Genomic DNA, 12,741 nt, shown 5'->3' with positions numbered 1-12,741 from the left:
TTGTCCTTCGGCCGTCAGTTCGCCCGCACCGGCCGGGCCGCACCGCCGCCCTGTCGCCGCAACGTGATGGTCAGCAGCACCGCCAGCGCGACAAAGGCGATCGCGCCCACGCGAAACGTGCCCGAATAGCCCAGATGGGCGACCAGCGGCTGAGATGCCAGAGGCGACAGGAACTGACCCAGAAAAATCGCCGCCGTCATCAGCCCCGAGATCAGCCCGCGATGCCGCGCGGGCGTCACGTTCAGCGCCGTGGTGATGAAGGTCGGCATGCAAAAGCCCAGCCCCGCGCCGATCAGCCCGGTCGAGATCATCTCGGCCGGCAGCGAATGTTCGGCCGTCAGCCCCGCAAATCCGGTCGCCAGCAACAGATACCCCGTCACCGGCGTCCCGATCCGCCCCAGCCGGGGCCGCACCAGCCCCGAGACGATCGAGGCTATGGCCGCGGCCAGCATCATCGCCCCCATCGCCGCCCCGGCGCTGGTCGGATCGGTCAGACCCATCGCGTTCAGCTGATAGGGCAGTTGCGTCGGGATCGCGTAGAAGATCACGAAGGTCAGCATCGCCGCGCCCGCCATCACCGCGACCACGCCCTGCCAGCCCGGCTCGGCCCCGGTCAGATGCGGTCCGCTGACGGGTCTGCCATCGGCCGCGCGCGCCGGCTCGGGCAGGATCGCCGACAGGATCGGCAGCAGCAGCCCGGCCAGCCCGTAGATCGCAAAGGGCAGGCGCGCGTCCTGGGCGGCCAGCACGCCCGCCACGCTGACAAAGACCAGTCCGCCCAGATTGGTCGCGGCGATCTGATAGCCCATCAGCCGCCCACGCGCCGGACCTTCGAAATAATCGCCGACCAGCGCGGCCTGCGACGTCATGATCGACGCCACCCCCAGGCCCAGCACCAGGCGGCTGACCAGAATGGCCTCGATCGAATCCAGATACAGCCCTGCGGTTCCCGCCACGGTATAGATCACCATGCCCACCAGCAGCGGCTTGCGCCGCCCCAGCCGGTCGGTAAGGCTGCCGGCGAAAGGCGCGACGATGGCGACCAGCAGCGAGGGCGCGGTGATCAGCAGACGGGTCAGCGTCGCGGCCCGGGGGTCGTCGGCAAAGCGCGCCTCGAGCCCCGGCAGCGAGGGGGTGATCGTGGCGTTGGACATGATGGTCAGCATCGCGGCCATCATCAGCCCCCATGCGCGGGGGTCCTTCAGAAGCCGGTCCATCACCCCTCCTCCGGATCATAGGGTCGTCCTTCGCGCGCCACGGCCAGCGCGTCGGCCCACCAGTCCAGCCGATGCGCGAAGACGGCCATCGCCGCCTCGACCGCCGCCGCGTCCTCGGGGTCGGCGATCCGCCCCGCTTCGTCGATCCTCCGCCAGGGCGAGACGAAACTGACCGTATCGCGCAGGGTCACGGTGTGCAGTTCGGCCAGGATGATGCGCAGCGCCTCGATCGCGCGCAGCCCGCCCGACATGCCGCCATAGCTGATCAGCCCCACGGGCCGTGCGAACCAGCCCGGCCCCGAGGAATCGATCAGCGTCTTCAGCGGCCCCGGCTCGGCGTGATTGTATTCCGGCGTGACGATGACGAAACCGTCCAGCCCCTGCATCCGCTGGTGCAGGCTGCCGATCGCCGCCTTGTCGCCGATCTGCACCGGCAGCAGGCCGGGATCGGCCGGGTCGATCAGCCGCGTGGCAAAACCGTGCCGCTCAAGCTGGCCGGTGACCCAACGCGCGACGCGATCATTCACCCGACCCTCGCGGATCGAGCCCAGGATCACGCCGATGATCTTCTGTCGTCCCATGCCTGTTCCTTGCCATTTGCGTTGCAGGATGCGACCCTAGCGCCTGAACCTTGGTTGAGGACAAGGACAAAATGTCCCGCAAAATCAATTCGTCACAATCGTCTCTGCCGAACAGCCTTCCCGTCGGCGCGCTGTCCCGGCGCAGTGGAATCCCCGTCTCGGCGATCCGTTTCTATGAACGCGAGGGGCTTTTGACAGCCTCCCGCAACGCGATCGGCCATCGTCGCTATGGCCGCGCCAGCCTTCGGATCCTGGCGATCATCAAGGCCGGTCAGCAGGCCGGGATCCCGCTGGCCGAAATCCGCACCGCTCTGGGTCCGGCCGTCAATGGCCTGCCGCTGGATCGCGACCGGTGGCGCCGGATCTCCGAGGGCTGGCGCGCCGATCTGGACCGCCGCATCCACCTGTTGCAGAACGTCCGGGACCGGCTTTCCGACTGCATCGGCTGCGGCTGTCTGTCGCACGAGTTGTGCGCCATGATCAACCCGGCCGACACCGCCGCCGACCGCGGCCCCGGAGCGCCCGGCCTTGCCGGCCCGGAGATTGCATGACCCGATATAGGGCCGGCTGTCGCCGTGGCAAGGTCGGCATGGCGGCGTCCATCCCCTCGGTCCGGCCGGTCACGGCGATTGGCCCATTGCCGCGGCGGTGATGGGGGGCCGGTCTCCGGGGGTTCGGGCGCAGTCCCGATCCCCGGCGTCGCCGCGGCCCGCGTGGTGCATAGCCCGAGCCGCCCCGCTGCACCCGCTGCCCGTGCCCCGCATCTGGCGGGATTTCCGGAATCAGCACCGCGCGTCCGTTGCGGGTCCTATTCCCGCGCCGCGATCAAGCTGGCCTCGATCACATCCAGCGCCTCCTCGAAGACCGCGTCCGGGATGGTCAGCGGGGCCAGGAACCGGATCACATTGCCATGCACCCCGCAGGTCAGCAGGATCAGGCCGCGATCCAGCGCCTCGCTCCGCACCCGGTTGGCAAAGTCGGGATGCGGTGAATCGCTGCCGGGCAGGTTGAACTCGACCGCGTTCATGAAGCCCGGGCCGCGTATATCCGCGATCTCGGGCACCTCGTCGCGCAGCGCCGCCAGCCGCTGCTTCAGCCGTTGGCCCAGCCGCACGGCCCGGTCGCACAGATCCTCGTCCTCGATCACGTCCAGCACCGCATGAGCGGCCGCGACGGCCAGCGGATTGCCTGCATAGGTGCCGCCCAGACCGCCGGGATTGGGGCTGTCCATCACCTCGGCCCGGCCGGTCACGGCGCTGATCGGCAGCCCGCCGCCAAGCCCCTTTGCCATCGTCACCAGATCGGCCGCGACGCCATGATGGTCCATCGCGAACAGCTTGCCGGTCCGCGCAAAGCCGGTCTGCACCTCGTCCGCGATCAGCAGCATTCCGTATTTGTCGCACAGCCCGCGCAATTCGGCCATGAAGCCCTGCGGCGCCTCGTAGAATCCCCCCTCGCCCTGCACCGGCTCGATGATGATCGCGGCCACCCGCTCGGGCTCCAGATCGGCCTTGAACAGACCGGTCAGGGCGCGCAGCGCATCCTCGGCCGTGACTCCGTGCAGCGGGTTGGGAAAGGGCAGGTGCCAGATATCGGGCATCATCGGCCCGAAGCCGGCCTTGTAGGGCTGAACCTTTCCGGTCAGCGCCATACCCATGAAGGTGCGCCCGTGAAACCCGCCCGCGAAGCTGATGATCCCCGGCCGCTGCGTATGGTGCCGCGCGATCTTGACCGCGTTTTCGACCGCTTCGGCGCCGGTCGTGGCGAAGATGGTCTTCTTGTCGAAATCGCCGGGAACGAGGCTGTTCAGCCTCTCGGCCAGCGCGACATAATTCTCGTAGGGGACGACCTGATGGCAGGTATGGGTAAAGCGGTCCAGTTGGGCACGAACCGCCTCGATCACTCTGGGATGGCGATGGCCGGTATTGACCACCGCGATGCCCGCGGCAAAGTCGATATAGCGATTGCCGTCCTTGTCCCAGATCTCGGCATTTTCGGCCCGTTCGGCATAGATCTGTGTGGTCATGCCGACACCACGAGAGATGGCGGCGTTCCTGCGGTCGGTCATGCTGGTCATGAAAGCTCTCCGGAAAGGCGTGTCCGGCACCTGTCTAGCGCGCCGCGCAGCGCCGCGACAGGGAAAGCTTGCAGCCGCCCGCGCACCGGGCGAACATGGCCCCGACCAGGGCCGGACCAAGGCCCCCGCGAGGCACGATGTTTCCGATCCGCGACCATAATCCCTCGCAGAGGACACCCTATGTCACCTATGCGCTGATCGCGGCGAATATCGTGATGTATCTGATGACGCTGCCCGGGGTTCCGGGCGGGGAATGGCTGTGGGCGCGGCTGGCGCTGTATCCGCTGGCGGTGGTGAACGGACAACTTCTGTGGGGTCTGTTGACCCACATGTTCCTGCATGCCGGGTTGCTGCATGTCGGCGGCAACATGCTGTTCCTGTGGGTTTTCGGGGACAATCTGGAGGACCAGATGGGCCATCGCGGCTTTCTGGCCTTCTACCTTGCGGCCGGCCTGGCGGCGGCGGCGGGACAGATCGCCGCTGCGCCCTTCTCGCCGGTGCCGATGGTGGGGGCTTCGGGCGCGATCGCGGGGGTGATGGGCGGCTATCTGCTGCTGTTTCCGCGGGCCAGGATCGATGTCATCGCCATCTTCATCATCTTCTTCAAGATCTTCACCGTGCCGGCCTGGCTGGTCCTGGGCGCCTGGTTCGCGCTGCAGGTGTTCGGCGGTTTCACCGTTGCAGGCGATGGCGGCGGCGTCGCCTACTGGGCCCATTCCGGGGGCTTCATCGCCGGAATCGTGCTGGCGCTGCCGCTGTTCCTGCGCCGCGGGGGCCCGCGCTTCTGGTCGCGCCACCATGGCCGACCGCCGCACCCGGCGGCCGATTATGCGCCCAGCCGCATCCCCCAGGTCCCGCGCCGGTTCCGCTGAGGCCTGGTGCCGCGACGCCAATGTCCCCCGCGATGCGAGGCTGGTTGACTGCACGCGCGCCGCATCCTACCGAATTCTGCACATCGTGAAGGATCCGCCACCATGAGCCTCGCCGCCGGTCATCCCGCCATCGCCATTCCCGGCCCCTCGCCGCTGCCCGACCGCGTGATGCGCGCCGCGCACCGCGCCTCGCCCGACATCTACGGCGACGATCTGGCGCAACTGAACCTGCGTGTCATGGCCCAGCTGAAGCGCCTCGCCGGCACCTCGGCCCATCTGGCGCCCTATATCGGCAACGGTCATGCCGGCTGGGAGGCCGCCGCGATCAACATGTTCGCACCGGGCGATCGGGCGCTGGTGCTGACCTCAGGTCATTTCGGCCGGTCATGGGCCGAGCTTCTGACCCAGCTTGGCGTCGAGGTCGAGCGGCTGGATTTCGGCAACGCCCCGCCCGAGGCCGAGCGGCTGGCGCAGCGTCTGGCCGAAGACGGCAAGGGCCGTATCCGCGCGGTGCTGGTCTGCCAGACCGACACGGCCAGCGCCACCACCGCCGACATTCCCGCGCTGCGCGCGGCGATGGGCGATCACCCGGCGCTGCTGGCCGTCGATGCGATCGCCTCGCTGGGCTGCGCGCCGATGATGATGGACGATTGGGGCGTGGATGTGCTGATTGCGGCCAGCCAGAAAGGGATGATGACGATGCCCGGCATGGCCTTCGTCTGGTTTTCGGACAAGGCGGCGGCGCGGGGCAAAGGCCCGCGGGTCACGCCCTACTGGGACTGGCACACGCGCGCCGGGGCCGATGCCCTGTGGCGCTTCTGGGGCGGCACACCGCCGGTCCAGCATCTCTTTGCGCTGGACGAGGCGCTGCGCATGATTCTGGATGAAGAGGGGCTGATCGCGACATGGGCCCGCCATGCGGCGCTGGCCCGGGCGGTCTGGGCCGCGGCCGAGGCCTGGGGCGAGGACGGTTGCGGGATCTGCCTGTCGGTCGGCGACCCGATGGCGCGGGCGGCCTCGGTCACGGCCATGACGGTGCCGGGGGCGGATGATCTGCGCGAGTGGCTGTCCCAGCAATGCGGCGTGACGCTGGGCATCGGACTGGGCGCGGCGCAGCCCCGGAACGCGCTGCGCGTGGCGCATATGGGCCACGCCAACGCGGCCACGATCATGGGCGTTCTCGGCTGCATGGAGGCCGGCATGACGGCGCTGGACATCGCGCACGGGCCGGGTGCGCTGGAAGCCGCAGCCCGCGTCATCGCCGAACCGGCCTGACCGGGCGAAGCGCGCGCGGACAGGGCGGGGCGATATCCCCACAGCCGCGACGACCCCGCGACGACTCCGCGACGGGCGGTCGCGGCTTGCTGCCTTGGCGGATTTCAGCCTTCCGGCAATCGCGCCAGCGTCACCCATGTATCGCCATATCGACGCTGATCGATCCGGACCAGCGGCGCAGGCACGATCGGTCCGCGCGCCTCTTCCCAGGCGATCATTGCCCCCGGGGCGATCCAGCCGCCCTGCAGCGCCGAAGCGATGGCAGCTTCGCCCAGGCCGGCACCATAGGGCGGGTCCAGAAAGATCATCCCGAACGGCCGGTCCGGGACGGGGCCCAGCCGCGTGGCATCGCGCCGCCACAGGTCGGTCACGTCCTTCGCCCGCGCCCGTTCCACGTTCGCCCGGATCAGCGCCCGCGCCGTCATGCCGTCATCGACAAAGCTCACCCGCGCTGCGCCGCGCGACAGCGCCTCCAGCCCCAGGGCGCCGGTGCCCGCGAACAGATCCAGCACCCGCGCGCCGGGCAGCGGATTGCCATGGCTGCCGTTGATCAGCAGGTTGAAGATCGCCTCGCGCACCCGGTCGGTGGTCGGTCTCAGATGCGCCGCCGCATCGCCCGCGCCCAGTTCGGCCAGTTTCAGGCCGCGCAGCGTGCCGCCGACGATCCTCACCCGACGGGCCGCCCTGCGGTGGCGTCAAGCCCGGGCCAGAGGCACCGCCCCCCCGCCCCTGCAGGCGCAACGGCGTTGCGGGGGCTCATGACAGAAGCGCCTTCAGGTCGGCGGCATCGGCAATGGCGTCCGGATCGGGCGATCTGCCCGCCTCGATCAGGCGCTTGCCGATCATGTAGGCGCGGGCGTCGTTCAGCGCATCCACCGCAATCAGGCGGTCCGCGCGAAAATACCAGACCGAGCCGCCATGCGCGCCATCGCCCTGACGGGTCACGATCCGGTCGTAGCCGGTGCCCAGACCCGCAATCTGCAGCTTGGCGTCGAACTGGTCGGACCAGAACCACGGTTTGGGCTGATAGGGCCGGTCCGCGCCCCGCATGTTGTCGGCGACGGCCTCGGCCATGTCGATGGCGCCGCCGACACTTTCCAGCCGCGCGCGCCCGCCCTGCCACGGAAAGCTGGCGCAATCGCCCGCCGCCCAGATCGCCGGATCCGATGTGCGGCCCTGTTCGTCGGCCGCGATGCCATTGTCGATCCTCAGCCCCGCCGCCTCGGCCAGGGCCGTTTCAGGGGCCACGCCGATTCCCGTCACCACGATATCGGCCGGCAGTTCGCGCCCGTCGGCAAGACTGACCCCGGCGGCGCGCGGCTCGCCCAGGATGCGTTCTATCGCGATGTCTTCCAGGATCTTCACGTCATGGGCATGGTGCAGCTCGCGGATCAACTTTGCCGTCTCGGGGGCCGCGACGCGGCCCAGGATGCGCGGCGCGGCCTCGATCAGCGTGACCTGCAATCCCAGCTTTCGGGCGACCGCGGCGGCCTCCAGCCCGATATAGCCGCCGCCGATCACGATCAGCCGGCGGTCCGGCTGCATGGCAGGGGCCAGCGCATCGACATCGGCCAATGTGCGAATGACGTGAACCCCCGGAAGATGACCGCCCATCGAGGCCGGCAGCCGGCGCGGGACCGCGCCCAGCGTCAGCGCCAGCGCGTCATAGGCAAGACGGCCGCGATCCGACACGACCTCGCGCGCGGTGCGGTCGATGGCGGTGACCGTCTCGCCCAGGCGCAGGTCGATCCCCTGATCCTGCCACCATTCGGGGCCGCGCAGCACCAGCCGATCCAATCCCATCTGACCCAGCAGATAGGCCTTGGACAGAGGCGGGCGCTGATAGGGCGCCAAGGGTTCGGCACCCAGCACCGTCAGCGGCCCGTCATGGCCCTGCGCGCGCAGCCGCGCCGCCATCGAGGCAGCCGCCTGTCCCGCGCCGACAATCACGATCCGCATCCCCTGCCCTTCCGGCTGCTGGCCAGTCATCGGGGCACAGCCTATAGTCACGCCGAATCCGTTGCAATTCATGGAGTAGGCGCGATGAGCATCCAGACCGGTCAGACATTCCCCCAAGGCAGCCTGCTGCGCGTGGGCGCGAAAGGCCCCGAATCGGTTTCCACCGCCGAACTGGCCGAGGGCCGCGTCGCCCTGTTCGGCCTGCCCGGCGCCTTTACCGGCACCTGCACCAACGCGCATATGCCCAGCTTCGTGCGCACCGCGCCCAAGTTCCGCGAAAAGGGCATCGACCGGATCGTCTGCCTGACCGTCAACGATCCCTTCGTCGCCAAGGCGTGGTCCGATGCAACCGGCGCGGCCGAAGCCGGGATCGAGGTTCTGGCCGACGCCGATGGCAGCGTCACCAAGGCGCTCGGCCTGGATTTCGACGCCCCGCCCGCAGGCTTTTACGGCCGCTGCAAACGGTTTGCCGCGCTTTTGCGGGACGGCAATGTCGAGGCGATCGACATCGAGGACGCGCCCGGACAATGCAGCGTCAGCGCCGGCGAGTCGCTGCTGGAAAAGGTCTGATCGGCGATCGTGGGCGGGATCCTGTATTTCGCCTATGGCTCCAACATGCTGTCGGCGCGGCTGAGGGCGCGCTGTCCCTCGGCCCGGCTGCTGGGACCGGCATGGGCGGAAGGTCATTGCGTCCGCTTCGAGAAGCGCGGCATGGACGGGTCCGGCAAGGCAGCGCTGATCGCCGCGGACCCGGACAAGGCGGCTGGGGTTCTCTACGCGATGGAGTCTGCCGATCTGGCCGCGCTGGACCGGTTCGAGGGCGCGGGACACGGTTATGACCGCGTCGAGGATGTCACGATCCGCCACGGGAACCGGCCGGCGCGGGCAATGACCTATCTGGCCTGCGACCCGCAGCCCGGCCTCGTTCCCTTCGACTGGTATCTGGCGCTGATCCTGGCGGGCGCGCGGCAGCACGGATTTGCCGCGAGCTACCTGAACAGGCTGGGCGGGCATCCGTGGCAGGCCGACCCGGACCCCGACCGGCCGGGGCGACGGGCCGCCTTGCAGGCACTGGCCGCGCATGGCCATGCGGATCCGGCCGCCCTGCTTCAGCCCCTGCGGAACGGGGTCCAGTCGGCCAGCGCCGCGATCTCGCCGCCCATCGCCTCGCGTTCCTGATCCAGATAATCGGCCAGGGCGCGCAGGAATCCCTCATCCGCGACCCAGTGCAGCGAATGGATCGGCACCGGCTCGTATCCCCGCGCCAGCTTGTGTTCGCCCTGCGCGCCGGCCTCGACACGCGACAGGCCATGGGCAATCGCGTGGTCGATGGCCTGATGGTAGCACAGTTCGAAATGCAGGAAGGCGTGGTCTTCGACGCAGCCCCAGTAGCGGCCATAGACGGCATCGGGCCCCAGGAAATTCAGCGCCCCCGCGATCGGGCGGCCGTCGCTTTCGGCCATGACCAGCAGGATGTCGTCGCGCATCGTGTCGTGGATGCGGTCGAAGAAGGCGCGGGTCAGGTAGGGCGTGCCCCATTTGCGCCCGCCGGTATCCTGATAGAAGGCCCAGAAGGCGTCCCAGTGATGCGGTTTCAGATCGTCGCCGGTCAGATGGACGATGCGGCCGCCGAATTCCTGCGCCCGCTGGCGTTCCTTGCGCAACGCCTTGCGCTTGCGTGACGACAGCGCGGCCAAGAAATCGTCATAGCTGCCGTAGCCGCGGTTGAGCCAGTGAAACTGCTGCGTGACGCGCGGCAGAAAGCCTGCGGCTTCGCCCAGTTCGGCCTCGGCCTCGGTGCAGAAGGTGACGTGGACGCCGGATGCCCCGCCACGTTCGGCGATCTGGGTCATGCCCGCCAGCAGCGCCTGACGCACGCCCGGATCGGGCGACAGAAGCCGCGTGCCGGTGGCGGGCGTGAAGGGCACGGCGCATTGCAGCTTGGGATAATAGCGCCCGCCCGCCCGCGCATAGGCCTGCGCCCAGGCATGATCGAAGATATATTCGCCCTGACTATGCGATTTGGCGTAAAGCGGCGCCGCACCGACGATCTGGCCGTCGCGTTCGACGGTCAGATGCAAGGGCTGCCAGCCGCTGCCCGTCCCGACCGAGCGCGACGATTCCAGCGCCGACAGGAAGCGGTGACTGGTAAAGGGGTTGCCGTCGCCAAGCCGGTCCCATGTCGCGGCAGGGATCTGGACGATGGCCGCATGGGTGGTGAGGGTAAGGGGCGCGCTCATGCCCCCGAAGCTAGGGCTTCCCGCGCGGCTTGTCAGCGGGGCGCGCGATCACAAGCCGCGTGATCGCTCGCGGGTGCCTGCGGCGCGGGCAGCTTCAGCGTCCGCCGCTGACATCCAGGATCGCGCCGCTGACGTAGCGGGCGGCATCGCTGGCCAGCCAGATGATCGCCTCGGCCACCTCGTCGGCGCTGCCGGGCCTGCCCATCGGAATGCTGCCGGCCAGCCGCGTGGCGCGGTCGGGGATGCCGCTATCGGCCTGCATCTCGGTCTCGATCAGGCCGGGGCGGATGGCGTTGACGCGCACATTCCGCGGTCCCAGTTCCTTCGCCAGTCCAAGGGTCAGCGTGTCGATGGCGCCCTTGCTGGCGGCATAGTCGACAAATTCGCCGGGCGAGCCCAGGCGCGCCGCGGCCGAAGACATCAGCGTCAGAGAGGTCGTGACCCCGTCCTCGCGCGGCAGCCGGCGCGCCGCCTCGCGCGCCACCAGAAGCGCGCCCAGCAGGTTCACCCGGACCATCCGTTCCAGCCGATCGGGCGTGGTCTGGGCCAGCGCCATCGCCGGCGCCACGATGCCCGCATTGGCGACCACCGCGTCCAGTCCGCCGAACGCCGCCTCGGCCCGGTCGAAGATGCGCGCCACATCATCCGCCTGGGCGACATCGGCTTGCAGCGCGATGGCCCGGCCGCCGGCCTTTTCAACGGCCACGACGACCTCGTCGGCCGCATCCCGCCGGTCGCGATAGTTCACCCCCACCGACCAGCCCCGCGCCCCGGCCATCAGCGCCGCCGCGCGACCGATGCCGCGCGAGGCGCCGGTGATCAGGATGCGCGTCACCTTGCCGCCTCGTAGCCCTCGAAGGTGATGTTGTCGGCGATGCGGCGGGCCACGGCCTCTTCTTCGGGCGACTTGATCGTCCAGCACAGGATCGGCACGCCCTGCGCCTTCAGCGCATCGACGCGCGGATTGCCCAGATCGTTCTTGTCATGCGAGATGAAGGACGCCCCGCTGCGGTCGAAATCATCTATGTCGGCCAGGTGGATGCGGGTCTCGGCGTCCAGCATAGGCCATCCCGCCTTGTCATAGCCGCAGGTGGTCAGGCCCACGGGGATGTCCGGCGCGATGTCATGGAAGGCCGCGACGGTATGCGGGTTGAACGACATCACCGCAACGGCCCCCTCGTATCCCGCCAGAGCCGATGCGACACGGGCGTGCAATTCGCCGATATTCGGACCCATGCGACCGTCCTGATCCTTGATCTCGATCAGCAACGGCACGCGGCCATCGACCAGTTTCAGGAAATCGGCCAGCGACGGGATGGCCTGATCGCTGTCCAGCAGGCGCATTTCGGCCAGTGTCTCGGGATCGAGATCGACGATATAGCCTTCGTCCCCGGCCATCCGCGACAGGTCGTAATCGTGAAACACCATCGGCGCGCCTCCCGCGACCGGCTGGATGTCCAGTTCGATCCCGTAGCCCTGTTCGATCGCGGCCTCGGCCGCTGCAAGGCTGTTTTCGGGGCGGCCGGGACCATGCAATCCGCGATGGGCGATCGGCGTGTCCAGAAAGGCGCGAGGCAGCATGGCCATCATTTCACCTCGAAGATGGCTTCGATCTCGACCGCGACGCCGAAGGGCAGCGAGGGCGCCGAGACGGCGGCGCGGGCATGGCGGCCGGCATCGCCAAAGACTTCGACCATCAGATCGGAACAGCCGTTGATCACCTTGGGCTGGTCGCCGAAATCCGGCGTCGAATTGACGAAACCGGTCAGCTTGACCACGCGCGATACCCGGTCCAGATCGCCGATGGCCGATTTCAGCTGTGCGATCAGCGCAAGGCCACAGCGGCGGGCGGCGGCGGCGCCGTCCTCCACCGACAGGCCGTCGCCCAGCCTGCCCTTGATCATGCCTTTCTCGCCGGCGCTGATCTGACCCGAGACGAAGATCAGGTTGCCCGTCCGCACGAAGGGAACGTAATTCGCAGCCGGGGCCGGCGCGTCGGGAAGGGTGATGCCTTTTTCGGCCAGTGTCGCTTCGATGCTCATCTCGTCCTCACCAGTTCATGTAGTTGCGGAAATCGGCCAGCATCGAGCCCCAATTGTCAAGAATGTCGGCAAAGGTCCGCTTTCCGATCCCCGTCCCCGACAGCATCACATCCATCGCGACAAAGGGGTTGCCGGCATCGTCCAGATAGACGCGACCAAAGCGGAATTCCCGGTTCCAGGCATTGATCGCGGCCATGTCGGCCGGCGCGCCCTCGCTGAAGCCGGCGACGAACTGGACCGAATCGCAGGGTCCGGGGTCGCAATCGTAGAAATAGATGCTGAACTTGTTGCCATCGGCCGAGGTCGTCAGCCGCGGCGCGCCGTAATCGTCCTTGCCGCGGATCACCGTCATGCCGCGATCCTGCAGGATGTTCTGGATCTGGCCGGCATCGGCTTTCACCTGTGCCGCCGCAGGCAGCGCGATCAGGCAGGCGAAGGTAGCGGCAGGAATGCGGCGCATCGGGGCCTCCTTGGCAGG

15 protein-coding genes are annotated in these 12,741 nt (G+C 68.6%); 5 read left to right on the top strand and 10 right to left on the bottom strand.

Annotated elements, in window-relative coordinates; all coding sequences use genetic code 11:
- Nucleotides 1-14: 14 nt before the first annotated feature.
- Both AC13CR_RS05380 and AC13CR_RS05375 read right to left on the bottom strand, forming a co-directional pair.
- Nucleotides 15-1,217 carry an MFS transporter gene (locus tag AC13CR_RS05380; RefSeq protein WP_292957636.1) on the bottom strand — a complete coding sequence of 401 codons (1,203 nt, stop codon included), beginning with the start codon at nucleotides 1,215-1,217 and terminating at the stop codon, nucleotides 15-17.
- Nucleotides 1,217-1,798 (bottom strand): NADPH-dependent FMN reductase, encoded by a 582-nt coding sequence (locus AC13CR_RS05375; RefSeq protein ID WP_292957639.1) that lies wholly within the window; start codon nucleotides 1,796-1,798, stop codon nucleotides 1,217-1,219. Before AC13CR_RS05375 ends, AC13CR_RS05380 begins: the two co-directional genes overlap by 1 nt.
- A 71-nt stretch (nucleotides 1,799-1,869) precedes the next feature.
- Between AC13CR_RS05375 and soxR the strand changes: the two genes are divergently transcribed.
- Entirely contained in the window at nucleotides 1,870-2,349 is a 480-nt protein-coding gene (gene soxR, locus AC13CR_RS05370) for a redox-sensitive transcriptional activator SoxR (RefSeq protein ID WP_292957642.1), read from the top strand.
- A 257-nt stretch (nucleotides 2,350-2,606) separates the two neighbouring features.
- Here the strand turns inward: soxR and AC13CR_RS05365 are convergent, their stop codons facing one another.
- Nucleotides 2,607-3,875: a 4-aminobutyrate--2-oxoglutarate transaminase gene (locus tag AC13CR_RS05365; protein ID WP_292957645.1), complete on the bottom strand. Its 1,269-nt coding sequence runs from the start codon at nucleotides 3,873-3,875 to the stop codon at nucleotides 2,607-2,609.
- Between the two features lie 137 nt (nucleotides 3,876-4,012).
- Between AC13CR_RS05365 and AC13CR_RS05360 the strand changes: the two genes are divergently transcribed.
- Together AC13CR_RS05360 and AC13CR_RS05355 are read left to right on the top strand one after the other, a co-directional pair.
- Nucleotides 4,013-4,747 (top strand): rhomboid family intramembrane serine protease, encoded by a 735-nt coding sequence (locus tag AC13CR_RS05360; RefSeq protein WP_292957648.1) that lies wholly within the window; start codon nucleotides 4,013-4,015, stop codon nucleotides 4,745-4,747.
- A gap of 102 nt (nucleotides 4,748-4,849) precedes the next feature.
- Nucleotides 4,850-6,022, top strand: coding sequence for a pyridoxal-phosphate-dependent aminotransferase family protein (locus tag AC13CR_RS05355; protein ID WP_446233400.1), 1,173 nt, complete (start codon nucleotides 4,850-4,852; stop codon nucleotides 6,020-6,022).
- Nucleotides 6,023-6,126: 104 nt separating this feature from the next.
- Here AC13CR_RS05355 and AC13CR_RS05350 read toward each other — a convergent pair whose 3' ends face one another.
- Together AC13CR_RS05350 and AC13CR_RS05345 are read right to left on the bottom strand one after the other, a co-directional pair.
- Entirely contained in the window at nucleotides 6,127-6,693 is a 567-nt protein-coding gene (locus tag AC13CR_RS05350; protein WP_292957654.1) for an RsmD family RNA methyltransferase, read from the bottom strand.
- A gap of 85 nt (nucleotides 6,694-6,778) precedes the next feature.
- Nucleotides 6,779-7,981 carry an NAD(P)/FAD-dependent oxidoreductase gene (locus tag AC13CR_RS05345; RefSeq protein ID WP_482900772.1) on the bottom strand — a complete coding sequence of 401 codons (1,203 nt, stop codon included), beginning with the start codon at nucleotides 7,979-7,981 and terminating at the stop codon, nucleotides 6,779-6,781.
- Between the two features lie 84 nt (nucleotides 7,982-8,065).
- Here AC13CR_RS05345 and AC13CR_RS05340 point away from each other — a divergent pair, with 84 nt between their 5' ends.
- The gene (locus AC13CR_RS05340; RefSeq protein ID WP_482900771.1) at nucleotides 8,066-8,551 is read left to right on the top strand and encodes a redoxin family protein; all 486 of its coding nucleotides are present in this window, start codon (nucleotides 8,066-8,068) and stop codon (nucleotides 8,549-8,551) included.
- 9 nt (nucleotides 8,552-8,560) lie between these two features.
- Complete coding sequence (locus tag AC13CR_RS05335) at nucleotides 8,561-9,160, top strand: gamma-glutamylcyclotransferase family protein (RefSeq protein WP_292978232.1); 600 nt, start codon at nucleotides 8,561-8,563, stop codon at nucleotides 9,158-9,160.
- Here AC13CR_RS05335 and AC13CR_RS05330 read toward each other — a convergent pair.
- The 5 genes from AC13CR_RS05330 to AC13CR_RS05310 all read right to left on the bottom strand — a co-directional run bounded on the left by AC13CR_RS05330 (nucleotide 9,091) and on the right by AC13CR_RS05310 (nucleotide 12,723).
- On the bottom strand, nucleotides 9,091-10,221 hold the full coding sequence (locus AC13CR_RS05330; protein WP_293767521.1) for a GNAT family N-acetyltransferase: 1,131 nt from the start codon (nucleotides 10,219-10,221) through the stop codon (nucleotides 9,091-9,093). The genes AC13CR_RS05335 and AC13CR_RS05330 overlap by 70 nt on opposite strands.
- A gap of 94 nt (nucleotides 10,222-10,315) precedes the next feature.
- Complete coding sequence (locus tag AC13CR_RS05325; RefSeq protein ID WP_293015509.1) at nucleotides 10,316-11,056, bottom strand: SDR family oxidoreductase; 741 nt, start codon at nucleotides 11,054-11,056, stop codon at nucleotides 10,316-10,318.
- Nucleotides 11,053-11,808, bottom strand: coding sequence for a glycerophosphodiester phosphodiesterase family protein (locus tag AC13CR_RS05320; RefSeq protein ID WP_292957671.1), 756 nt, complete (start codon nucleotides 11,806-11,808; stop codon nucleotides 11,053-11,055). The genes AC13CR_RS05325 and AC13CR_RS05320 overlap by 4 nt, the downstream gene beginning before the upstream one ends.
- Nucleotides 11,808-12,263, bottom strand: a complete 456-nt coding sequence (locus AC13CR_RS05315) for a RidA family protein (RefSeq protein ID WP_292957674.1) — start codon at nucleotides 12,261-12,263, stop codon at nucleotides 11,808-11,810. The genes AC13CR_RS05320 and AC13CR_RS05315 overlap by 1 nt, the downstream gene beginning before the upstream one ends.
- A gap of 7 nt (nucleotides 12,264-12,270) precedes the next feature.
- Entirely contained in the window at nucleotides 12,271-12,723 is a 453-nt protein-coding gene (locus AC13CR_RS05310) for a YbjN domain-containing protein (RefSeq protein WP_292957677.1), read from the bottom strand.
- Nucleotides 12,724-12,741: the final 18 nt, after the last annotated feature.

It is taken from the genome of Paracoccus sp. L-17, from assembly GCF_056857655.1.
This window is presented reverse-complemented; position numbering and strand designations above follow the sequence as displayed.